This is a genomic window from Butyrivibrio sp. AC2005, from assembly GCF_000424145.1.
Lineage (GTDB): Bacteria > Bacillota > Clostridia > Lachnospirales > Lachnospiraceae > Butyrivibrio.
Genome location: NZ_AUJI01000022.1, coordinates 24682 through 47439 on the forward strand (window position 1 = coordinate 24682; position 22758 = coordinate 47439).

Annotated in this window: 16 protein-coding genes and 1 pseudogene; 16 read left to right on the plus strand and 1 reads right to left on the minus strand. The window is 41.0% G+C overall.

The genetic code is table 11. The annotated features are described in order from the left end of the window. Positions 1-6: 6 nt before the first annotated feature. Positions 7-1452: an APC family permease gene (locus G602_RS0107105; protein WP_026658370.1), complete on the minus strand. Its 1446-nt coding sequence runs from the start codon at positions 1450-1452 to the stop codon at positions 7-9. A 346-nt stretch (positions 1453-1798) separates the two neighbouring features. On the opposite strand from G602_RS0107105, the gene G602_RS0107110 reads away from it, so the two are divergent. The 16 genes and pseudogenes from G602_RS0107110 to G602_RS28715 all read left to right on the plus strand — a co-directional run bounded on the left by G602_RS0107110 (position 1799) and on the right by G602_RS28715 (position 22678). Beyond that, positions 1799-2098 (plus strand): ATP-dependent Clp protease adaptor ClpS, encoded by a 300-nt coding sequence (locus tag G602_RS0107110; RefSeq protein ID WP_026658371.1) that lies wholly within the window; start codon positions 1799-1801, stop codon positions 2096-2098. A gap of 1 nt (position 2099) precedes the next feature. Further along, positions 2100-4340 (plus strand): AAA family ATPase, encoded by a 2241-nt coding sequence (locus G602_RS0107115; protein WP_026658372.1) that lies wholly within the window; start codon positions 2100-2102, stop codon positions 4338-4340. Next, on the plus strand, positions 4341-6737 hold the full coding sequence (locus G602_RS25650; protein ID WP_049945105.1) for a response regulator: 2397 nt from the start codon (positions 4341-4343) through the stop codon (positions 6735-6737). It begins immediately after the preceding gene. 158 nt (positions 6738-6895) lie between these two features. Continuing rightward, positions 6896-7939 (plus strand): KamA family radical SAM protein, encoded by a 1044-nt coding sequence (locus tag G602_RS25655; protein WP_049945106.1) that lies wholly within the window; start codon positions 6896-6898, stop codon positions 7937-7939. A gap of 145 nt (positions 7940-8084) precedes the next feature. Then, positions 8085-9086: a D-alanine--D-alanine ligase family protein gene (locus G602_RS0107135; RefSeq protein WP_026658373.1), complete on the plus strand. Its 1002-nt coding sequence runs from the start codon at positions 8085-8087 to the stop codon at positions 9084-9086. Then, positions 9083-12514, plus strand: a complete 3432-nt coding sequence (locus tag G602_RS0107140; RefSeq protein ID WP_026658374.1) for an MFS transporter — start codon at positions 9083-9085, stop codon at positions 12512-12514. The genes G602_RS0107135 and G602_RS0107140 overlap by 4 nt, the downstream gene beginning before the upstream one ends. Beyond that, positions 12507-14156 carry a PP2C family protein-serine/threonine phosphatase gene (locus G602_RS25660; protein ID WP_049945107.1) on the plus strand — a complete coding sequence of 550 codons (1650 nt, stop codon included), beginning with the start codon at positions 12507-12509 and terminating at the stop codon, positions 14154-14156. Before G602_RS0107140 ends, G602_RS25660 begins: the two co-directional genes overlap by 8 nt. Before the next feature lie 3 nt (positions 14157-14159). After that, positions 14160-15014, plus strand: a complete 855-nt coding sequence (locus tag G602_RS0107150) for a transporter substrate-binding domain-containing protein (RefSeq protein WP_026658375.1) — start codon at positions 14160-14162, stop codon at positions 15012-15014. Positions 15015-15034: 20 nt separating this feature from the next. After that, complete coding sequence (locus tag G602_RS0107155) at positions 15035-15706, plus strand: ABC transporter permease subunit (protein WP_026658377.1); 672 nt, start codon at positions 15035-15037, stop codon at positions 15704-15706. 4 nt (positions 15707-15710) lie between these two features. Further along, positions 15711-16424 (plus strand): annotated as a pseudogene (locus tag G602_RS32000) (amino acid ABC transporter ATP-binding protein); the annotation flags it as partial. Between the two features lie 535 nt (positions 16425-16959). Beyond that, positions 16960-17640 (plus strand): zinc dependent phospholipase C family protein, encoded by a 681-nt coding sequence (locus G602_RS0107165; RefSeq protein WP_026658379.1) that lies wholly within the window; start codon positions 16960-16962, stop codon positions 17638-17640. Continuing rightward, entirely contained in the window at positions 17637-17690 is a 54-nt protein-coding gene (locus G602_RS32005) for a hypothetical protein (protein ID WP_242835516.1), read from the plus strand. Before G602_RS0107165 ends, G602_RS32005 begins: the two co-directional genes overlap by 4 nt. Positions 17691-17703: 13 nt before the next feature. Next, positions 17704-18777 (plus strand): GNAT family N-acetyltransferase, encoded by a 1074-nt coding sequence (locus G602_RS32195; protein WP_330369064.1) that lies wholly within the window; start codon positions 17704-17706, stop codon positions 18775-18777. A 169-nt stretch (positions 18778-18946) separates the two neighbouring features. Then, on the plus strand, positions 18947-19726 hold the full coding sequence (locus G602_RS0107180; protein WP_026658380.1) for a hypothetical protein: 780 nt from the start codon (positions 18947-18949) through the stop codon (positions 19724-19726). Between the two features lie 421 nt (positions 19727-20147). Next, positions 20148-20405, plus strand: a complete 258-nt coding sequence (locus G602_RS0107190; RefSeq protein ID WP_081675882.1) for an Ig-like domain-containing protein — start codon at positions 20148-20150, stop codon at positions 20403-20405. A 377-nt stretch (positions 20406-20782) separates the two neighbouring features. Then, on the plus strand, positions 20783-22678 hold the full coding sequence (locus tag G602_RS28715) for an Ig-like domain-containing protein (protein WP_026658382.1): 1896 nt from the start codon (positions 20783-20785) through the stop codon (positions 22676-22678). Positions 22679-22758 lie beyond the last annotated feature (80 nt).

Consider the following 22758-nt stretch of genomic DNA (forward strand, 5'->3'; position numbering starts at 1 on the left):
TCCTATTTACGCAGCCTTTTGGCCGGATGATTTCTTGGATTTTTCGTTCTTTGCAATGATAGGAAGAATTACACCAAGTGCTGTAAGAACAAGAGGAGTAATTACGTTAAGCGCAAAGGTAAAAGGATCTGTATCATACATACCAAGTATGCAGCTGCCTGCTGTTACAAGGAAGCACCATCCACCGAAGAAAAGTGCTACACCCTGATTCTTTACGAAACGATACTCTGCAGGGAATTTGTCGCCGGCCTTACGAAGTGCCATGTAAGCGAAGAATACCCAGAGGTAACGAAGAGGCATACAAACTGAGTTGAGCTTTGTGAGCTGCTTAAGTACTGCTGCAGCGCCGGGTACGAATGACTGGATGAGGATGATTGAACCTGAAAGAACAGCAACCATCTTAATTCCGTTTACATAAGCGCCGGCATCATTCTTCTTAAGAAGACCTGAAGGAATGAACTCTCTTGCATCCTCGTTATCAAGAAGCATACGAAGAGGAGCATCAATACTAAGTACAAGAGTTGAAAGCTGACCAATCATGTTACATACAGCATAGATGATAAGAAGACTGTCACCTACGTGATAGTAATTGCCAAGCTTCTGGAATGCCCAGTAACTTCCGTTTGAGTTATAAGCATTGAAGCTCTCTGTGCTGGCATTGATCTCAGCAGGATCGAACATCATGCCCATTGAAATTGTTCCGAGAATTGCGCATACAACAACCATGATAGCAAGTGTGATCATGGACTTGGGAAATCCCTTGCTGGGATTCTCTACCTTATTAACATAAGGTGAAATCTTCTCACATCCGCCAACTGCGAATACGAGGATTGAAAGTGATGTAAAGTACTTAACATCAAAGTTAGGAATAAGACTCTTCGCTGTGAAATTCATTGATACGAAGCCGGCGCCCGGATTGATTGCGGGAGCAGCAAACATCATAAGGATGTAAAGGATAGACATAACGAACATACTTGTTCCTGCGATTGTAGCAAGCTTCTTAAGAGGATTAAGACCTCTTGATGCAACCCAGCAGAAAATAAGAAGAATTGCGAAAGTTACAAGCTGTACTGCAAGAGTAGGGAAGGTATCATATGTCTCACCATTTCTGAAAACTGCCCAGCTAAGTGCCTTAAGACCGCCTGATGATTTTGAAGCGATATAAGTGATGTGGCATGCCCAGTATGTCCAGCCTGCGTAATAAGCAACCTTGGGACCTGTAGTACTGAGAATCCATGAGCTGACACCGCCACCTGAATTCTTGAATGCGGAACCAAGCTCACCTACCATAAGTGCGTAGGGAATAAAATAAAGTGCAAACATGAGTATCCAGCTGAAAATAACCTGAATACCGTTAAAGTATACGAAACCGTTAAGAACGTTTCCGAACCCCCAAACAGTGGAGAAAGCGATGAACGCAAGTGTACTCCACTTCATCTTTTTTGAATCCATTTTTAAATACCTCCTAAATAAATTAAATTTTCTTTATAAAATAGATTCGTTTGTAAGCGCAACTTTAATATTTTAATACATAGAAGCGTCAAAGTCAGTAAATTTTTTTTCGTAAATTTTCGTAGGGTATGATGTATAATTTCTAAAATTTTTATTAAAGAATAATAAGCCTTCCCCTTGGGGGGCGCACATCGTCCGGGGGACGATGGCTTTGCGCGGACCGAAGCGGAGCGTAGACAGTGCCAGCGAAGCAAATGGATGAAAGAACCATCAGATTGACTACACAACATCCATAGGTCTATCATGGAATAACAGACATAAACATCACACTATTGGGAGACGAAACATGGCAACTCAGGGTGCAACAAAAGAAAAAACAAAGGACCTTATAAAGGAACCGCGTCAATTCAATGTGATCATGTACAATGATGACTTCACCACCATGGAATTTGTCGTAGAAATACTTGTGGATATTTTTCATAAGGATGAAGTGACTGCACAATCCATTATGATGAATGTACACAAAAACGGCCAGGCAGTTGTTGGGAAATATCCATATGACATAGCAAGAACCAAGGTCGATTCAGCCCTGTCCAGGGCAAAGAGTGAGGGATTTCCCTTTAGAATGAGCGTAGAGGAGGCATAATATGAACCTGTCCGGAGAAGCAATGCTCGTTCTTCAAAAGGCAATCGAGCTTGCAAGTGAAAATGGATATGAATATGTAACCCCGGAGATGATTCTTCTTATGATATTGGAGATACCGGAGTTTGTAGCCGCTTATGAAAATTGCGGCGGTGATAAAAAGGCGCTGAAAAAGCACCTGAAAAAATATATTGAGAAATATGTAGAGAAGTCAAACGGCCAGGAACCCACCCTTTCAACCGGAACCCAGCACATGATAAACTTTGCCGGTCAGAGTGCTTTTGGAAGTGGATGTGACCAGATATATATCAGGCATTTCATACATGCTATCTGGAATCTGGACAACAGCTATGCTGTTTATTACATGGAGCAGGATGGCATTTCCGAGGCTGAGCTTCTTGAAGAGATGTCTTATATAGAAGATGAGGCTACCGTTCATGGGGGAAGTGCCACAACAGGCAGCTTTGAAAAGGAAGATGCAGGTAATCTCAAGATTTTTGCACCATGCTTAAATGATACGCTGGAGGATGTGAATCCTCTTATTGGAAGAAAGAACGAGCTTGAGCGTACGATTCAGATTCTGTGCAGGAAGGATAAAAATAATCCCCTTCATATAGGCGAACCGGGTGTTGGAAAAACCGCAATAACCTACGGACTTGTGGAAAGGCTCAGGAAGGGAGAGGTTCCCGATGCGATAAAGGGAGCCAAAATATATGCGCTTGACCTTGGCGGAATGCTCGCGGGAACCCAGTATCGTGGCGACTTTGAAAAACGCTTCAAGAGAGTTCTGTCGGAAATAGGAAAAGAAGAAAAACCCATAATTTATATAGATGAGATTCATAACCTCTCGGGAGCAGGAGCTGTAGGGGAGGGCTCTTTTGATGCATCCAACATGCTTAAGCCATACCTGACGGATGGACATATCAGGTTCATAGGAGCTACAACCTTTGAGGAATACAAAAAGTATTTTGAGAAAAATAAGAGTCTGGTCAGACGTTTTCAGAATGTTGAAGTGAAGGAACCGACTGAAGCTGAAAGCATACAGATACTTGAAGGACTAAAGGAAAAATACGAGGAATTCCATGGCGTTAAATATGCCAAGGGAGTTCTTGAGTATGCTGTCAAAATGAGCGCAAAGTACATCAATGAGCGGTATCTTCCTGATAAGGCGATTGACATCATTGATGAGGCGGGTTCGTACAGAAAGCTTCATCCCGTTGATAAAAAGAAGCAGAAGGTTGGTAAGGATGTGATAAACGAGATTCTGACCAAGATCTGCCGTGTACCGATCGAAACTGTGGAAACCGATGATATGGAGGGACTTGCTACACTCGAGGACAGGCTGAAGCATAAAATCTTTGGGCAGGATGATGCAATCATGCAGGTCGTTAATGCGGTTAAGTTTTCCAAGGCAGGCCTTACGGAAGAGAACAAACCTCTGGCGAGTCTATTGTTTGTCGGACCTACCGGCGTAGGAAAAACTGAGATAGCAAAGAGACTTGCCACAGAGCTGGGCGTTAAACTGATTCGTTTTGATATGAGTGAGTACGGGGAAAAGCATGCTGTCGCCAAGCTCATAGGTTCACCTGCCGGATACGTTGGCTATGAGGAAGGTGGAATACTGACCGAGGAGATCAGAAAAAATCCATCCTCAGTACTTCTTCTTGATGAGATCGAAAAGGCACATCCTGATATATTCAATGTGCTTCTTCAGGTTATGGACTATGCAACCCTTACAGACAATCAGGGACGCAAGGCAGATTTCAGAAATGTTGTTGTGATCATGACCTCCAATGCCGGGGCTAATAAGCTTGGAAAGAGTGGCATCGGTTTTGTCAGCGAAGGACACGATAACAGCGTTCTTATGGAGGAAGTAAAAAGAGTTTTCCAGCCTGAGTTCAGGAACAGACTGAGTAAGGTTGTTGTCTTTAACAGTATGGACTCTGAAATGGCAACTCTTGTTGTAAATAAAAAGCTTGAAGAGTTGAAGGATCAGCTGACTGCTAAGAAGATAGAGTTTTCAGCCGATGAAAGTGCAAAAGAGCTTCTTAAAAAGCGTGGTATAAGTCAGGAATTCGGTGCCAGGGAGGTTGATCGCGTAATAAGAAATGACATTAAGCCTCTTTTTGTTGATGAGATATTGTTCGGAAAGCTAAAAGATGGCGGAAAGCTTTCGCTGTCAGCTTCTGATGGGAAGTTTACCATTGAAACATTTGATAGTGTAAATACTGATAATGAGGACTAAATGAACCACAAAAAAAGTCTGGCAACAAGAATATGGTTTGTTGTTTTGTTGGCGGTAATTCTTTCCACCGGCTCTTTTTGCGTTGTCGCTCTTTATCAGGCCAATACAGCCATAATCAGATCCACAAGACAAAGAATGCTGGATATTGTAAATTGTGCTGCCGGTTCGATAGACGGTGATACGCTGGAGAGACTTACAAAAGACAGCGTGAACAATCCGGGCTACCGAAGGATTTATAATGCTCTTGCAATTTTCCGCGACAACATAGAAGCTGATTCTGTGTATGGAGTTAAGGAGGAAGAGGATGGACGTTTTACCTTTACCATCGATCCTTCGCTGGAGGAACCCGGAGAATTTGGGGAGGAGGTTACAAAGACAGAGGCGCTGGTAAAAGCAAGTAAGGGAACCAGTGCCGTTGATTTAGTGCCTTATACAGATCGGTGGGGGACTTTTTACAGTGCCTATAGTCCCGTGCACAATTCAGCTGGTGAGATAGTTGGTATTGTGGCAGTGGATTTCAGTATAGAATGGTACGAAGGACAGCTAAGAGAGCAGGTGCGTCAGACACTTTTGCTGTTCCTTATGGTACTGGGAATCGTACTCCTGATGATAGGGAGTCTCTGTTATATACAGATAAGGGCTATCACTGTGCCGATGAAGCATATTACGGATACTGCACAGCTTTATCAAAAAGGAGATTTCAGTAAGAAACTTGAGATTGACAGAGAGGATGAGCTGGGAGTTTTATCCAGAGCATTGCAGTCAATGGCCACTTCTCTTACGGAGCAGATAATAGAGGCGGATGCCGCTAACCGTGCAAAGAGTAATTTCCTTGCCAATATGTCTCACGAAATTCGTACACCGATTAATGCCGTTCTTGGTATGAATGAGATGATACTCAGGGAGTCTACAGACCCTGAGATAAGATTATATTCTGAAAATGTAAAAACTGCCGGGTCAACACTGCTTGGCATCATCAATGATATTCTTGATTTTTCCAAAATTGAAGCGGGTAAGCTTGAGCTTATCCTTGAAAAATATGACCTCTCATCCGTTCTGAATGATTTGGTGAACATGGTGAGTCCCAGAGTGGATTCCAAGGGACTTGAGCTTATTCTGGATTTTGATCCCGATACACCGAAGCTGTTATATGGTGATTCCGGACGTATCAAACAGATCATCACAAATATACTTACCAATGCTGCAAAATATACTGAAGAGGGCAGTATCGTTTTCCACGTGGGATTTTCAAAAACAGATAATGATCCGGAAAATATATTTCTGGAGGTATCTGTTAAGGATACGGGTATCGGTATCAAAGAGGCTGATGTGAAAAAACTGTTCTCTGAATTTGAGAGAATAGAGGAAAAGAGGAATCGCAATATAGAAGGAACAGGTCTTGGTATGAATATTACCAAGAACCTTCTTGAAATGATGGGGACTACTCTTGAGGTGGAAAGTGTTTATGGAGAGGGCTCTGACTTCCACTTTAAATTAAAACAGAAGATTGTCGGTAGTGAGGTGCTGGGCGACTACGCGGCCTCATATGCGGAAACTCTCAATAAGGCAGAGGAATACAGAGGGCAATTTACCGCACCCGGAGCAATAATACTTGTAGTTGACGACAATGAAATGAATCTGATGGTATTTAAAAATCTGATCAAGCAGACTCTTATTATGACAGATACCGCAGATAGCGGAGATGAGGCTCTGGAAATGATGAGGGAGAAAAAATATGACATTATTTTCCTTGATCACATGATGCCTGAAAAGGATGGAATCATGATCCTGCATGAGATGAAAGAGGAAGAGGATAATCCGAATCTGAATACGCCTACAATTTGTCTTACAGCCAATGCTATTACCGGTGCCAGAGAGGAGTATATTGCGGAAGGCTTCTCTGATTATCTTACTAAGCCTATAGATACTGACAGCCTTGACCTGCTGCTCATGAAGTACCTTCCGAATGAGCTTATCGAGATAAACTGTGAGGACTCAGATGATGATAATATACTGACCCATAGGGCACAGTATGTATATAAAAAGCTGACACTGTTACTTGATCAGAAGCTTATAAACATAGATACCGGATTGGATTACACCGGACGAGCCGATGTATATCTGGACTTACTTAAGGCTTTTTATAATCTGACTGATGAAAATATCGAGGAACTGGACCGGCTTTATTCCGACGAAGACTATGAGAATTATTCAATAAAGGCAGATGCGATGAAAACCTCTGCCAGAATAATAGGAGCAAACAAGCTTGGAGAAAAGGCATACAGGCTTGAAGTTGCCGGAAAGACCGGGGATTATGACTATATCAGAGAAAACCATGAGAGCTTTATTAAAAAATACATGGATTACAAAAATCTGATTGCCGCGCTTAATATATGAGTACAATATAATACGTTTGTATATATTTATTTAATTGTTATTTCGGAATTAGTTTATTATTTGCATGCTACAATTAGTGTGTATATGTATATATATTTATAGCGTTTCCACGTCGTGAAGCTGTTAGCAAAGTGGACGTATGAGGGGTTATTTTACATATGATAAACAATACCGAACAATTATTTAAAGCGCTGGGCGAAAAAGGCATAAGTATCAGCGATGCCGAAAAAAAAGAAATAGAAGAAGTTTCTAAAAAATATCCTGTAAGGATATCTGATCACTATTTTAATCTTATCGACTGGAATGATGATAATTGCCCCATCAGGCAGCAGTGTATTCCGAACATTAAGGAACTTGAAAAAGTAAAGGGATATAAAGAAGATCCCTTAAATGAAGGTAAATTCGAGAAAACACCATTTCTGATTCATAAGTATTACTCAAGGGCGGCATTTATGTGCTCTAATTCCTGTTATATGCTATGCAGGCATTGTACCAGAAAGAACACCGTAATGAGTGGTAAACCCGCAAGTAAGGACGTTCTTCCGGCTGCACTTGATTATCTGAAAAAACATCCCGAAGTAAATGATATATTGATAACTGGCGGAGATCCCCTTGCGATATCCAGAGATCTTCTTGAATACTTTATTCAGGGGTTCAGATCTGTTCCTACTGTAAATACGATTCGTATAGGAACCAGAGCTATTGTTACTGAGCCTGACATTATTACTGATGAACTCTGCGATATGCTTGCAAAATATCGCCCGCTTTGGATTTTTACGCAGTTCAATCATCCGAAAGAAGTTACAAAGGAAGCTATTGAAGCTGCAAACAGAATTCAGATGCGTGGGATTCCGGTTGGCGACCAGAGCGTTTTCATGCGTGGAATAAACGATGATGCGGATATTCTTGTTGAACTGTATACGAAGCTTATCGGAGCCAGCATAATACCTTATTACCTCTATATCTGTGACAGAGTTGATGGAACGGCACATTTTTATGCAGATTATAAAAAGGGAATGGAGATAGTTGAAAAGCTTCGCTACAGACTTCCCGGTTACGGTGTACCAAAGCTGATCATAGATGCCGATGGTGAAAACGGCGGAAAGGTTCCAATCTCAATTAATCATATTATTTGTGAGAACAGGGATTTTATAGAGCTTTCCGGTAACAAGGAAGGCACCACCACACGCTATGACATATGACATGCGAAAAAATTATAAGACAAATAAAGCCTTCCCCTTTGGGGGCGCACATCGTCCGGGGGACGATGGCTTTGCGCGGACCGAAGCGGAGCGGAGAAGGTGTCAGCGAAGCTGACGGATGAGGGGATAAAAAGGAGAAACTACCTTGAGAGTTGGAGTTACTTACGATTTACGCGAAGATTACGGAATAGAAGAAAACAGCATGATATATGCTGATTTCTGTTCTCCCGAGGAAATTCCCTACATGGAAAGAGCCATTAACCGCATAGGTTATGAGGCAGTCATGATTGGGAATATGTATAAATTAAACGAAAAAATAAAGTCCGGCAATGTTGACTTTGATATTGTGCTTGTTTGCGACGAGGGAATTGCGTCAAGAAACAGAGAAATTATTGTGCCTGCCCTTTTGGAGCTTAATAAGATTCCTTACATTGGAAGTGATGCTTATGCTATGGGACTTTCACAAAATAAGTATCACACAGAACTTATTGCCAGGTCATTAGGGATAAGGTTTCCCAAAGGAATTTACCTTGAATATTCGGAGAATGCGGAACCGGATGAAGCTGATATCATGGAACAGCTCGCCGGACAAAATCTGGATTTTCCGCTTATAGTTAAGCCCAACGAAGAGGGCTACAGCATGGGAGTTTTTCTTTGCAGGAATAAGGAAGATCTCATGAAAGCCATCTTATTCGATTTCCAAAATTACAAGGAAGCAGTTTTAATTCAGGAATTCATAGATGGTAAGGAACTTTTTGTTCCTATGATTGGAACGGGAGATGAGACATATGCTCTGCCAATAGGAAGAGTTGCTGCTGATGATGGCGGTGACGTTGAGCTATATAGCGTTGAGGATAAGTGCCTTGACTGGTCACATTATGAAGCATATTCACTTCCTGACGATATAACGAAACAGATGCAGGAGGAGTCGCTAAAGCTTTACAGACATATGAACTGCAGGGATTTTGGACGTAGTGATTACAGACTTATGAAGGATGGAACTCCTGTGATGATAGAGATTACTCCAAGACCCGGTCTTACGGAAGAAGGTCCCTTTGAGAGCTGTGCAAAAGCAGCAGGAAAAAGCTATGACATGATACTTAAAGAAATTATTGACAGTGCAGCGAAGAGGTATGGCTTAATATGAGCAAAAGAAAAAGCATAGTTTTTCAACTCATTATTTGCATATTCATAGCATCCATGGTGTTTCTGTCTGCTATTTTGAATGCCTATTCATTTATAAACAGCAGCATTGATTCCATTGCTGAAAACAAAAGCGTTATGCTGTCTCAAATTAAGGGCAACATAGAGTATGGTCTTAAATACGGAAAGACTCTTAATAACTATTACGGTATGGAGGAAATTCTTGAAAAGGCCAAGAGTAGCCTGGAGTCAGAATACATTTATATAAGAAATGAAAAGGGCTCTATGCTTTATGGAGAAGATCCGGATGAAGCCTTTTATAATCGTGATAGCGCTTCCGGGGAAAACGATGACAGTGAAGAAGATAATGGGATCGTAGCTGATAGTATAGCCTGGAATAATAATGGGATGGTGCATATTCTGATGTCTATAGAAGGTGCATCAGGTATGGTTGGATACATCGGAATCGGTTGTAAAACCGACAGTATGAAGATCTTTTCACAGCCCTATGTCAATCGTATTTACTATTATGCGTCGCTTGAAGCACTTGCAGGAATAGTCTTGTTCCTGATTCTTTTCCATGTAATAAAACACGAATATCATGAAAAAAATTTGAAGGTTCTTATCATGCTCACAATTATTCTGGTAAGCATCGCTTCGATTTTTATGTCATACAGAATTCTGAAAATAAGCTATAACGCGCTATCAGAGGATGCTGCTAACAGTATACTTGCGCAGAGTGCTGAAGACATGGAGAGACTCCTCGCAGCAGGCGTTTGCTACGATGATATTAAAGATGCAAATTCCTATTATTCCGGGATAGCAGATGCCGTAGAACAGGTGGATTCGATAATACTTACAGATTCCGATTCAGCCGCAGGAGTGTCTAAGTCACTCTCTGCAGACAGCACCGGTAAATCTATGCACTTAGAAGCTGAATTATCAACTTCATATATCTCCGGTAAGCTGAGGACAGCTGTAATAAACACGATAGTTACTACTATTACGGCGGTGATGATTTCACTTGAAATATTGATGTTCCTCATGGGATTATTCGTTGGAAAATTTAAGAACAGAAGAAAGCTGGTAGATAATAAGGAGGCACTTACTATAGAGGAGTTTGGCATTGTCAGAGGGTTGTCCTTCTTCTTTGCATCTTTCAGATTTATGTCTGTGGCCTTCATGTCCATAGTATTGGTACAGATTTATACACCGGTGTATGTATGGGGAAAAGTAGTCCCTTATGAGATACTGCTAAGCCTTCCAATGGCAGGTATGGTATTTGTTGCCATGATCACTTCATACATGTCCGGAATTGTAATTCATAAGGTTGGGTGGAAAAAAACGGCACTTATGGGTGTTGCGATTATGATGGTTGGAGCCCTTGCATCATCATGGGCTGATAAGCCTGTGCCGTTTATTCTTGCACAGATGATAATGGGAACAGGCCTTGGCTTTGCCAAGATGGGAATAGATATTTTTGCTGTAGCCGTGTCTTCTGAAGAAGATATGTCCAAGTATACTGCCGGATCAAATGCCGGAATTATTGTCGGATATTCATGCTCAGCAGCTCTGGGTGCGCTTGTTGCGAGTATTTTCGGTTACCAGGGCGCTTATATAGTAATGACTATTCTTGGAGGCTGCGTATTTTTGCTTATTCTGTTCTTTGGAATGAATGTGAAGTCCAGAGAAGATGAGGAAGATGAAGAATTAGAGGAGATAGAAGAACAGCAAAGTAAGTATGACATAAGATTTCCTGCATATCTGTTTTTTGTAATAATTCCATACTTCTTCATAATGATGTTTGTTGACTATTATTTCCCCGTTTATGCGAATAGTGAAGGAATATCTACTGATACTATTGGTTATGTAATGCTGATTTACGGAATAGTCACAGCATATGTGGGAACACCGCTTTGTCCGGTTTTGTCCAAAAAGTTTAATCCTAAGATTCTGATGCCTACAATACTGCTTATACTGGCAGCGGCATTGTTCCTGTTTTCCATCAAGAATTATGTCATTGTGGCAGCCGTGATTGTAGCTTTGATCGGCCTTGTTGATGGAATTATGCCAAGTATACAGTTTAAGTATGTTTATGACCTTCCGCTTGCAAGGAAAATCGGATTTTCCAAGGCTTTGGGAATAGAGGGTTTTTTTAGCAATATGATAGGAGCTGTGGCGCCGATCATATTTGGAGTAGTTATGATGTATGGAAATGGAGGCCTTGCGGTTGTTGCAATTTTAGTAGGCGTTTGCGCAATTCTGTTCATGTTTATAAACGGTGATTTTAAAGGCGGGAAGGGTAAGAAGAAAATTACCGGAGCAATGATACTCGTTATTCTGATGGTTTCGCTTTTGGGAAATAAATCTTATGCGGCTGATTCGGGCGACAGAGGAAAGCTTCGGATAGGTTACAGTCAGGACGGAAATTACTACGAATTTGATTATGAAATATATCAGATCGGAATGGCGCTTATAGAAAATGGTGAGCTGACATCACCGGAGCTTCTAAAATTAAAGCAGGGTGATTCAGCACAGGATGTATGGGAAGCTTTATGCTCCGGAACAAGCGATAAATACGAGTTCGTAGAAGGAGGTTTCATAGACCTTAATTCAGTGCCGGAAGCTGAAGCAGGAAAAATAATTGAGGAACAGAATATTGACCTCATGATAACCATGGGAACTTCAGCCGGACTTGGAATCAAGAATAACAGTGATGTGCCGTACATGAACTTTATAGCAAGCGATCCTGTAAGCAGTGAAATAACGGATGGTCCTGATTTTTCCGGTGACTCAAGATCCTGGGCTCATGTTGACTCGGGGCTTGAGGAAAGAGCACTTCTTGTAATGGATGACATCTTTGCACCTGAGAAAATCGGAATTGTATACAGCGATGCGGATCCTGAAGCATATATATACAGCGGGGCAGCAAGCCTTGATGCATTTGCAGATGCAAATGAAAGAGAAGTACTGCGAGAATTTGTAGTGGATGAATTCGAGGATACCGATGAGGCATATCAAAAGTATAAAAGTGAAATGCTGGAGGCACACAAGAAGCTTGCAGATTCTGGAATAGATGTTTTTATTCTTACTACTTCATATCTGGAGCTTTCGGATTTTGGAGAAGTACTTGAACCCTTTATAGAAAAAGGAATTCCTGTTTTTTCAATTAACAGTACAGAGGATGTCAGGTGCGGGGCTTTGGCAGCGGTTGAGATGATAGACTACCAGAACCTTGGAAGATTTGCAGCTGATACTCTTTCAAAATACAGGAACGGAGAGAATCTGAGTAGCCTTTCACAGCAGTATGCTACGGCACCGTTTTTGGTAATAAATATTGATACCATGAGAAGGACCGGTGTTAAGTTACCGCTGGATACATTGATTTCAGCCACAGAGATTTATGGCAGATATGAGGTGGAAAATGAATAAAAGTGGAATTAAGAAAAAAGTTATGATCATGACAGCTATCTCAATGGTACTGCTGACTGCAGTCGTTGCCGGGATAGGATATGTTATGTTCAATTCCTATGTTCTTGCAAAGTATGCGAAATATGCAGAAATGGTGGTGAATTGTAGTGAAACCATATTTGAAGAATATAATATGGGAGATATGATTGAACGCCGCGAGATGAATGAGAATTATGAGGTATGCAGAGACGAGCTTAATCAGCTGAAGGACAATGCTGATATTAAGTATCTGTATTCTGTTTTCTTTGATGATCTCAATGATATTCACAGTGTCCGCTATTCCATAAATGCAAAGTCTTCAGAGGAACGCAATACCGGCGAGCCTTTGGAGGAAATCTACAGTTATATGGATGAGCCCTGTGAAGAGGATGCATTTCAGGATTATATGCTGGACTCCTTTGTGGACGCAATTAGACATAATGACAAAAGTATACATGTTCAGGAAGATAATACTACGCAGTATGGAAGACTTATAACCTGCTCTACAGTGGTGAGAAATTCCAAGGGCGAGCCGGTAGGAATACTTGCTGCAGATATCGATGTCAGCCAGATTGATACTGAGCTCGGTAATTATCTTAGGACTGTAATACTGTCAGCTCTTGTAGTTACCATACTTAGTATCATTTTGTTTATCATGCAGATTGATAACTTTATAACTTCACCTCTTAATTCACTGGCTCACAGTACTTCCAATTTTGTAAAGCTCATGAAGGATAAGGTAAAACCGGAAGAGCTTATTTACAAAAAGCCCAAGAAACAGGGACGTGATGAAATACTGATGCTTTCCGATGGTGTTGAAAATCTTGCGGAAGGTGTTAAAAACTATATGGTAAACCTTAGGGATATTACTAAGGAGAAGGAAAGAATCGGGGCTGAGCTTAATGTTGCAACTCAGATTCAGGCTGATATGCTTCCAAGAATATTCCCGGCATTCCCTGACAGGAATGAATTTGATCTGTATGCAACCATGTCACCTGCCAAGGAAGTGGGTGGAGACTTCTACGATTTCTTCCTTATAGATGATGATCATGTGGGACTTGTAATAGCAGATGTATCAGGAAAAGGTGTTCCTGCTGCACTTTTCATGGTTATTGCCAAGACACTTATTAAGAACAGGGCACAGATGGGCGGATCACCGGCTGAGGTTCTTTCCTTTGCAAATGATCAGCTTTGTGAGGGCAATGAAGCCGAACTGTTTGTTACAGTATGGTTTGCTTCAATTGAGATATCAACCGGAAAGGGTATAGCAGCTAATGCCGGTCATGAACATCCCGCTATTAGACATGGGGATGGAGATTGGGAGCTTGTTGTTTACAAGCATTCACCGGCAGTTGCAACTATGGAAGGTATGATGTTCAAGGAGCATGAATTCGAGATTCATGAGGGAGATTGTCTCTTTGTTTACACTGATGGTGTTACGGAAGCAACTAATGCTCAGAATGAGCTGTTTGGTGAAGAGCGACTTCTTAATGCACTAAATAGAGATAAAACTAAGGATCCTTCAGTATACCTGAAAAATGTCAGGGCTGATATTGATGCCTTTGTGGCTGAGGCACCGCAGTTTGACGATATTACAATGCTTGGAGTGCATTGGGGAGAATAATATTTGGTAAAACAGGATGTTCTTAAAAAATGCATAAGCGTATCAGGGGTATTTCTGATGCTGGCTTCTTTGTGTAGCTGTGGCCTGGATCAGGACAAGGAAGCAGTAGAGAAAATCGACCGATTCTCAGGAAAGACGGTGGGTGTAGTTCTGGCCTGGGATTCGGATTATGCCCTGACTCCACGAAAGGACATTGAACTTCAGAGGTATGATGCCATGCCTGATATGGTCATGGCGCTTCAACATGACAGAATAGATGCAATGGCGCTGGATGAGATAACTGCCAAGAGTGTTATTTTCATGATACAGGGGATAGAAATCGTTCAGCCCGGGTATGGAAGCTTTGGATATGTAGCAGCTTTTAATCCTAAGTATAAGGATCTGTGTGATGATTATGACCAATTTTTAAGCGAATATATAAAGACGGAAGAATATGCAGATCTTCAGAGAAGAATTGCTGAATATGACGGAATAGATTTTGAAGAAAGGAAAATAAAACCAACCGGCACCGGAATGACGCTAAGGCTTGCCTGTAACGAAGCAGGCTTCCCATCTACATATCTTGACCCGGTAAGCAATGAATGGGCAGGATTTGACTATGAACCACTGATAACCTGGGCCAATGACAGGAATTACAAAATTGAAATAACAGGTACTGTGTCCAGTGATTCTATGATGGGACTTAGTAAAGGCAGATATGATGTTGCTATCGGATATATTAATGAACTGTATGAAGATGACTTTAACAACTTTGATATAGTGCATTCAATTCCAATAAATCATTTAACCAATTATTTCATGGTGAAAACTGATGAGGGCATATCTGCCAGTGATGAATTCTACGATGAATATGAATAATTTGTCCGGAGACAGAGCCTATGAATTATTTTCAAAAACTTTTTTATTTCACATTTGTCTATGAAAAACGGTATCTCATTTTTTTGAGAGGCTTTTATACTACCCTTCTGTTGTCTATAGCAAGCTTTATTTGTGGAACCCTGTTTGGAATATTACTGTGCGCTATGAAGCGTTCAAACAACAAAATCCTGATAAAAATTGCAGATGTCATGATAGCACTGCTGATCAATATACCCACAATGGTTCTGCTTCTAGTCTTTGTTTACGTAATATTCGGATCTATAAGTGCACCTCTTGCGATAATCGTAATTTTGGCACTAACCATGAAGACCGGATCTTATATCTGTGAGATTATTAATACTGCGCTTGATGCGGTGGATCCCGGAGAAATTGAGGCTGCAAGAACTCTTGGTATGACATCCAGGCAGACATTTATTTACATAACAATGCCGCATGTAATATCAACAGGACTTGAGCTGTATAAAAACCAGTTCATTCTTAATATGCAGGAAACCGCAGTTGTTGGATATGTAGCACTGGTAGATCTCACAAGAGCTTCAAGTATAGTAGGTGCGAGGACTATGGATTCGTTGCTTGCTCTTCTTGCAATTTCCGTTATTTATTTTGTTATTGGAATTGCTTTCAAGAAACTTTTCAACCTGATGCGTATAGAGAAGCATATAGGAGTATAAGCTTATGGATCTTATCAGCATTAGAAATATGACAATGGATTATGGAAACGGCCCCATTCTTGAGAACATTAATCTGAATGTGGCAAAAGGCGAGACAGTATTTCTGATTGGCGGATCCGGTTGTGGAAAAAGCACACTTCTGCGGTGCATAAATAAGCTTATTACACCTGTTTCAGGCGAGATATTGATAAACGGTGAGAATATATTAAATCCTGACGCGGATATAGATCAAATACGCCGTTCTATGGCGATGGTTTTTCAGAGCTTTAATCTGTTTTCACATCTTAATATAATTGAAAATATTATTCTTGCACCTATGAAGGTTCTGAAAAAACCACAGGACGAAGCAATAAAGGAAGCCCAGGAACTTCTTAACAGGGTTGGAATGGGAGGGCGTGAGAATGATATGCCAAACAGGCTTTCAGGTGGACAGAAACAGCGGATTGCCATAGCCAGGGCTCTTGCAATGCATCCTGATGTAATTCTTTTCGATGAGCCTACCAGCGCCCTTGATCCCACCATGGTTGATGAGGTAAAGGCAGTTATAAGCGATTTGTGTAATGAAGGACAGACCAGTGTAATCGTTACACATGACATGAGCTTTGCCAGGAATACTGCTTCAAAGGTAGTTTTTCTTGCTGAAAAGGGGATATATGAAGAGGGATCCCCAAAAGATTTTTTTGATAATCCTCAAAAATCCTTGACAAAAAAATTCCTGTATCATGCGAGGATGTTTGAAAAGCATATAGAAGCTGATTCGCTTGATATATATGCGCTTGCCACTGACATGAGAAAGTTCATATCTCGTTTTGAGTATGATAGTAAACACGATAAGCTCATAGAGGTTGTCTGTGACGAATTACTTCATCCCGTATTTGATTCGGCTGACAAAGCACCGAAATCAGCGGATGTGAGAGTTGTCTGCAGTGAAACAGGAAGAAATCATTCTTTGTTTGTAGCCTTTCCTGATATGACAGAGGATCCGCTAAGTGATGCATACATAGATGAACTGAATTTAAAAATCCTTGAACATAATTCGCCGGTGGTAATGAGTAAAAAACTTGATGAAACCGGATATGAGGTATATGTACAGATGTAGTGGCAAAAGCTTATAGGAATAAGAAGTGTATAAGGAGACAGTTGTTCGGAAATGCCGACAACTGTCTTTTGCTATTTTAAATGAATTTATGTAAAATAAATTAGTTAAATATCGATTGCAAATGATAAATACCGGATTAGGAGGATCAGACAACATGGCTGGACAGATGGCACATATGGAGGTTGCCTATAAGCTTGCGGAGCGAATAGGAATAGATGAATACAAAGCGGAATTTATATTGGGTTCTATAGCTCCGGATTCGGTACATTTCGAGGAAGACTATCTGGATAAAAAAATTCATTCGCATATTTTCGAAAACTGCGGACCCTGGGGTGATACGCAGGATTATGATCAGTGGATATCAAATATCAAAAGCTTTTGGAATAAGTATGTGGTTAATGAAAAAGAAAAAAAGAGAAGAGCCTTTTTGATAGGAATCTGTGTTCATTGCCTTACGGACTATTGGAATGATCTTCTGATTTGGCGCGCACTTCAAAAGAAAATGATTCCGCCTATGACCTATGACGGATTTAAGGAGGAATATTATCCTGAGTCACGCCGAATTGACAAATGGCTGTACCAGTACAGTTCAAAAAAGGAAGAACTTTTCGGACTTCTTGAGGAAGCTGAGGAGATGGATTTTGAAGATTATGTCACTGCCAAAAATCAGATTGCAATGAAGAAGCATCTTGTGAATACGCAGTATAACCTTTCGGAAACGATTGATGTTTCAGGACACAAATATTTTACGTCAGAAATGATTCTTTGGTTTTTAGATGAAACTGCTGACAGGATTTATAATCAATTGCTTTCTTTTGTGACGGCGAGTATATGACCAATGAACAAATGAATGATAAGAAGTTTGTGAAAATGGTAGGGAAGTAGAGGGAGAAACGGTATGAATGCAAGGGAGTATTTGGAAATTCTACATGTTGCTGAGAGGTTGAAGGATACGCCTCGCCATTGTACTACAACTAATGGACGTACAGAGAGTGTTGCAGAACATAGCTGGCGTATTTCACTTATGGCATTTTTGCTAAGACACGAATTTAAAGATCTGGATATTGATAAAGTTGTTGATATGTGTCTTATTCATGACCTTGGCGAGTGCTTTACAGGTGATATTCCAACATTTATAAAAACAGATTCGGATAGGGAAGTTGAAGATTCCCTTTTGAACCAGTGGGTTAAGACTCTTCCCAGGGAATTATCGGATGATATGGCAGCTCTGTATAAAGAAATGGATGCCCAGGAGACAAAAGAAGCAAAGCTATACAAGGCTTTGGATAAGCTTGAAGCCCTGATTCAGCACAATGAATCGCCTATAGATACCTGGTCAGAAAATGAGTATGAGCTTAATAAGACATATGCATTTGATACTGTTGCTTTTTCAGAGTGGCTCACAAATCTTCGAAAAGCTATTCTTGACGATACGCTGGAAAAAATAGACACCGAAGGACAGAATTCTGGGTATCAATCGGACTTTGAAAAGCATTTCGTGGAAAAGGAGGGAAATATGAGCATTACATATAGAAGACTTAATAAAGATGACTTGGACACTTTCATACAGATGAGGATTAATCAGCTTAGAGAGGAAGGTGCTAAGGAGGATATTGACCTAACGCCTGCGCTAAAGAATTACTATAATAGGCACATTTCTGACGGAACCTTTGTGTCATGGCTTGCAATTGATGGAGAGAAAATCATTGGAACCAGTGGAATGTCTTTTGTAGAGAAACCACCGTATTTTGGGTGCCCGTCAGGAAAGATGGGACTTCTATCAAGTATGTTCACGGATCCTTCATACAGACGTCAGGGTATTGCAAAAGAGTTGTTGGACAGAGTGATCAGAGAAGCAAAGGAGTATGGCTGCGGAACAGTTCAGATTACAGCATCTGATATGGGTGTGAAGCTCTACACTGCATATGGATTTGTTCATAATGGAAACTTTATGCAGTATAAACTATTTTAGGCAGTTGCAATCAGGCAAAACATGGTGATAAATATAGATCATCAGCTCGTAGTTTTATCGCATTTAAAATATATGAAATAGTACTTTGACCCAGACAGGAAAACGATTTGATTTTATCGATATTTTCTGATAAAATTTTGCAGTATTACATTTAAGGAGGGAATATATAATGAAATGTATGAAAAAAGTCACTAGTTTATTACTTGCGGGGATAATGAGTATCACACTCGCACAGCCGATTGATGTTAAGGCAGCAAGCCCTACAATATCGTTCGGTACAGAGTACACGGAAAATAGCAACGGGGGTACCTGGAATTATAAGTCTGCGTACAACAATTCACAGGAGGCAGAAAACTGCAGAATCATTAATACTGAATCTGCCGGACGTATTACAATCACCGGTAATACAAATGCAGATGTTAGACTTTATCTCTATGATAGTTATGGCGGATCAGTGTTTGAGAACAGATCAACAGACAAGGGCAGATTCACTATATCAGCCAATGTTGCAGCTGGTACACATTACCTGAAGTTTTGGGATACATATCAACGCGATATTACTATAAAGTACAGCGTAACCTTCACTCCCAACAAGATATTTACAAATAAGAAAGGCCTTGCATTCAATAAGGAAAATACGGAATACTTAGTGGGGTGCACCTACAATTCCGCAGAAAATAACCGTAAGTCAGAAGAGAATTGCCGTAAGGTTGTAATAACCGGCAAGAAGAAAAAGCTGAAAATCACAGCTTATGCTCTGGGCGATAATAGTTCCGATGTTCGTATATATGTATACAATAGCAAGGGCAAAAAGCTTCTCAGCAACTGGTCTGTAAGAGACGGTAAAAAATCCACAACAATTAAAGTGAAAAAAGGCACTTACTATATTAAGTTTTGGGAATGCTGCGGCCGTAATACTGAATTCCACTACAAACTGAAGGCTAAATAATGGATAACCTTTGATAATTTAGGTTTATGGAGGATGTAGTCAGATTGGCTACATCCTTTTAAATATTCAGAATGTCTTAAAACATATTAAAAAGTAGTCAGTGAGTGAACAAAATAATAACTATTGAGAGCAGTAGATTGTAAAAGATCTGCTGCTTTTTTGTTGCAAAAAGGGGGTGTTTCTTATGCAGGAGGAGGTAGAGCAGAAAACGATAAACTTGGCTGTGCCAACGACTAAGCTTTCATGGAGAGTAAGAGTATTTAATTTTCTTTGAGTTTATAATTTTATATAATAGAACTAAAAAGGATGATTTACGTCAGGAGGATTTGTTTATTATGCACACAGGAGATATGTAGTAGGTAACAGCGTACATGCCCACTTTGCAGGAAAAGACCATGAAAAGTACAAGAACCCTAAGGACATAAAGCTTGGTGCAAAGACCATAACTCTTGACAAGGGACAGAGTACTAAGATCAAGGCATCAGTTAAGATGGAGAATGGCAAAAAGAAGGCTCTTCCTGATGACCATGTAGCAAAACTCCGTTACAGATCAAACAATCAAAATGTAGCGAAAGTAGACAGCAAGGGCAATGTCACAGCAGTTGGAATCGGAACCTGCACAGTATATGTATATGCAAAGAACGGCTTTGCTAAGAAGGTTGCAGTGACGGTCAACTGATATGTCTGATTTAGGATAAGTTTGTAATGGCAACTAACCAATTAGTGTAATTGAAAACTAAATAATTGCGAGGGCCTCCCTTTAGCTATAGTCTGGAATTCCGGATACGAAGCTAAGGGGAGGCACTTTTTCTATAAAGAAATTAATTGTTATTGAATCATATTTTGATAGCGCATTGACAAAATAAATCTATTTGTGTATTATCATGGGTATCAGGCAAAGGAAAACGTTTTCTTTTCTACGGAAGCCTCCGCGGGAAAAACACATGCTGTCGGAGACTTTGGACGCGAAAGCTTTCAAAGCGTTGGGAGTGGGTAATGTCCCCTATTCCTCCGGCAGCCAATTAGAAGAAGATGAATATAGGGAGGTAATGACAGATGAAACAGAAAATGAAACAGTGGTTAGGCGCTTTGCTCAGTATGGCGTTGATACTGTGCTTGATGCCGGGGATGAGTTTGACGGCGTATGCGGATTATCAGAAAGCTTATGCCGACTATGATGTAACAACAACTACTAACAAAGTTAAAAGCGGCGATGATCTGACGGCGTTGCAGGTGAAGTTCAACGAGAAGCCATGGTATATCATCGCAGACAATTCTACAGCGGTGAATGCAGGTACGGTAACGCTGCTGGCAGCAGAGAGCTTAGGTACATCCAAGTTCCATGGTTCCAGCAATAAATACAGTACTTCAACGATAAAAACTTACCTGGACGATATGACAACAGCCAGCGACGACGCTTTTGTCGAGGTTGCAAGCGCGATTAACACTGTTAAGGTGAAGGGATCGGACAGTGATACCGAAGTTGATGCAAAGTTGTATTTGCTGAGCACAGATGAGGCGGGAAATGTGCCTGAGAATGTCCGAAAGTTCAGCACAGTATGGTGGCTCCGCTCGTCCGGCAACTTTGATGATCGAGCGGCGTTTGTGTACGGCGGGGACGGGCGTGTCTTCGGTTATGGTGACGGTGTCTACGGAGAGTTTGGGGTCCGCCCCGCTTTAAAGCTCAATCTGGCATCTGTCAGCTTCTCATCTGAATCAAAAGAATTTTCGCTGAAGCCGGAGGGATATAGTGTGATTCTTTCCGGCGGTGCGTATGCAACAACAAGCGGCGGGGCAACGAGCCAGACCAGGCTGACAGGCGCTATGACCACAGTGACCTATACGGCGAACACCGGATATTACTTTGCGGAGTTTACTGATATTACTGACAATGGTATTACTGCCACAAGAACGAGTAGTACGGTTGTAACGGTTTCGGGTACGCCGACTTCGGATGCGACCATCACGGTTCCGGACGCAGTGGAGAAGACAGCGGCCACTGTTACAAAGGCTCCGACAGCCAAGTCTCTGACCTACACCGGACAGGCTCAGGGGCTTGTAAACGCAGGTGAGGCGGAAAATGGCACAATGCAGTACGCCCTCGGTACAGCGACCAAAGCCACACAGCCTTATACCACATCCATCCCTACATCCACCGACGCCGGAACCTATTATGTCTGGTACAAAGTTGTAGGTGATGACAATCATACTGATACTGAACCTGAATGTGTAACAGTTACCATTGAAGACAATAGTTCTATTGAACCTGAGGTAGACCAAAAGGATAATACTCCAAAAGCTGAGGTTGAGGGGCTTGATGAAGACCTGGCGACAAATGTCATGAACGATGACGAAAAGAACAAGGTTAAGATAGATGCAAGTACAGGCTTCTACTCAGGTTTAAAGATTTCTCAGAAAAACGGCAAGATAAAGGTATCATGGGATAAGGGAGAAGATGCTTCAAAATACGCAGTATATGCTGCATACTGTGGCAAGGAATTTGCAAGTAAGCCTGTAAAGACTACAAAATCAACTTCTGCTACATTCAAGAAGATTAATGGAAAGAAGATAGACTTCTCCAAGAATCTCAAGATCTATGTAACAGCCTACGACGCATCCGGGAAGAAGATAGGAAACACGGTATCTGCCCACTTTGCCGGAAAGAATAATAAGAAATACAAAAATGCTAAGACTTTAAAACTTTCCACAAAGACATTGACACTAAGCATAGGCAAAACTGCAAAGATAAAAGCTTCTGTGAAGATGGAGGAAGGTAAAAAGAAAGAACTGTCTGATGGACATGCAGCTAAGTTCCGTTACAGATCCACAAATAAAAATGTGGCAACCGTAGATAAAAACGGCAATGTCACAGGTGTAGCCGCAGGAACCTGCGAAGTATATGTATATTCAAGGAACGGTCTTGCAAAGAAATGTACAGTAACGGTTAAGTAAAGAAGTGTACAGTGACAGTTAATCGAATTCCAAATTGCCGATTGAGTGTGAAGCGAAATATGCATAATCAGTTAAAAGGC

Coding starts and splice junctions, on each gene's coding strand:
- G602_RS0107105 (WP_026658370.1), bottom strand. CDS start 1,452: ATGGATTCAAAAAAGATGAAGTGGAGTACACTTGCGTTCATCGCTTTC.
- G602_RS0107110 (WP_026658371.1), top strand. CDS start 1,799: ATGGCAACTCAGGGTGCAACAAAAGAAAAAACAAAGGACCTTATAAAG.
- G602_RS0107115 (WP_026658372.1), top strand. CDS start 2,100: ATGAACCTGTCCGGAGAAGCAATGCTCGTTCTTCAAAAGGCAATCGAG.
- G602_RS25650 (WP_049945105.1), top strand. CDS start 4,341: ATGAACCACAAAAAAAGTCTGGCAACAAGAATATGGTTTGTTGTTTTG.
- G602_RS25655 (WP_049945106.1), top strand. CDS start 6,896: ATGATAAACAATACCGAACAATTATTTAAAGCGCTGGGCGAAAAAGGC.
- G602_RS0107140 (WP_026658374.1), top strand. CDS start 9,083: ATGAGCAAAAGAAAAAGCATAGTTTTTCAACTCATTATTTGCATATTC.
- G602_RS25660 (WP_049945107.1), top strand. CDS start 12,507: ATGAATAAAAGTGGAATTAAGAAAAAAGTTATGATCATGACAGCTATC.
- G602_RS0107155 (WP_026658377.1), top strand. CDS start 15,035: ATGAATTATTTTCAAAAACTTTTTTATTTCACATTTGTCTATGAAAAA.
- G602_RS0107165 (WP_026658379.1), top strand. CDS start 16,960: ATGGCTGGACAGATGGCACATATGGAGGTTGCCTATAAGCTTGCGGAG.
- G602_RS32195 (WP_330369064.1), top strand. CDS start 17,704: ATGAATGCAAGGGAGTATTTGGAAATTCTACATGTTGCTGAGAGGTTG.
- G602_RS0107180 (WP_026658380.1), top strand. CDS start 18,947: ATGAAATGTATGAAAAAAGTCACTAGTTTATTACTTGCGGGGATAATG.
- G602_RS28715 (WP_026658382.1), top strand. CDS start 20,783: ATGAAACAGAAAATGAAACAGTGGTTAGGCGCTTTGCTCAGTATGGCG.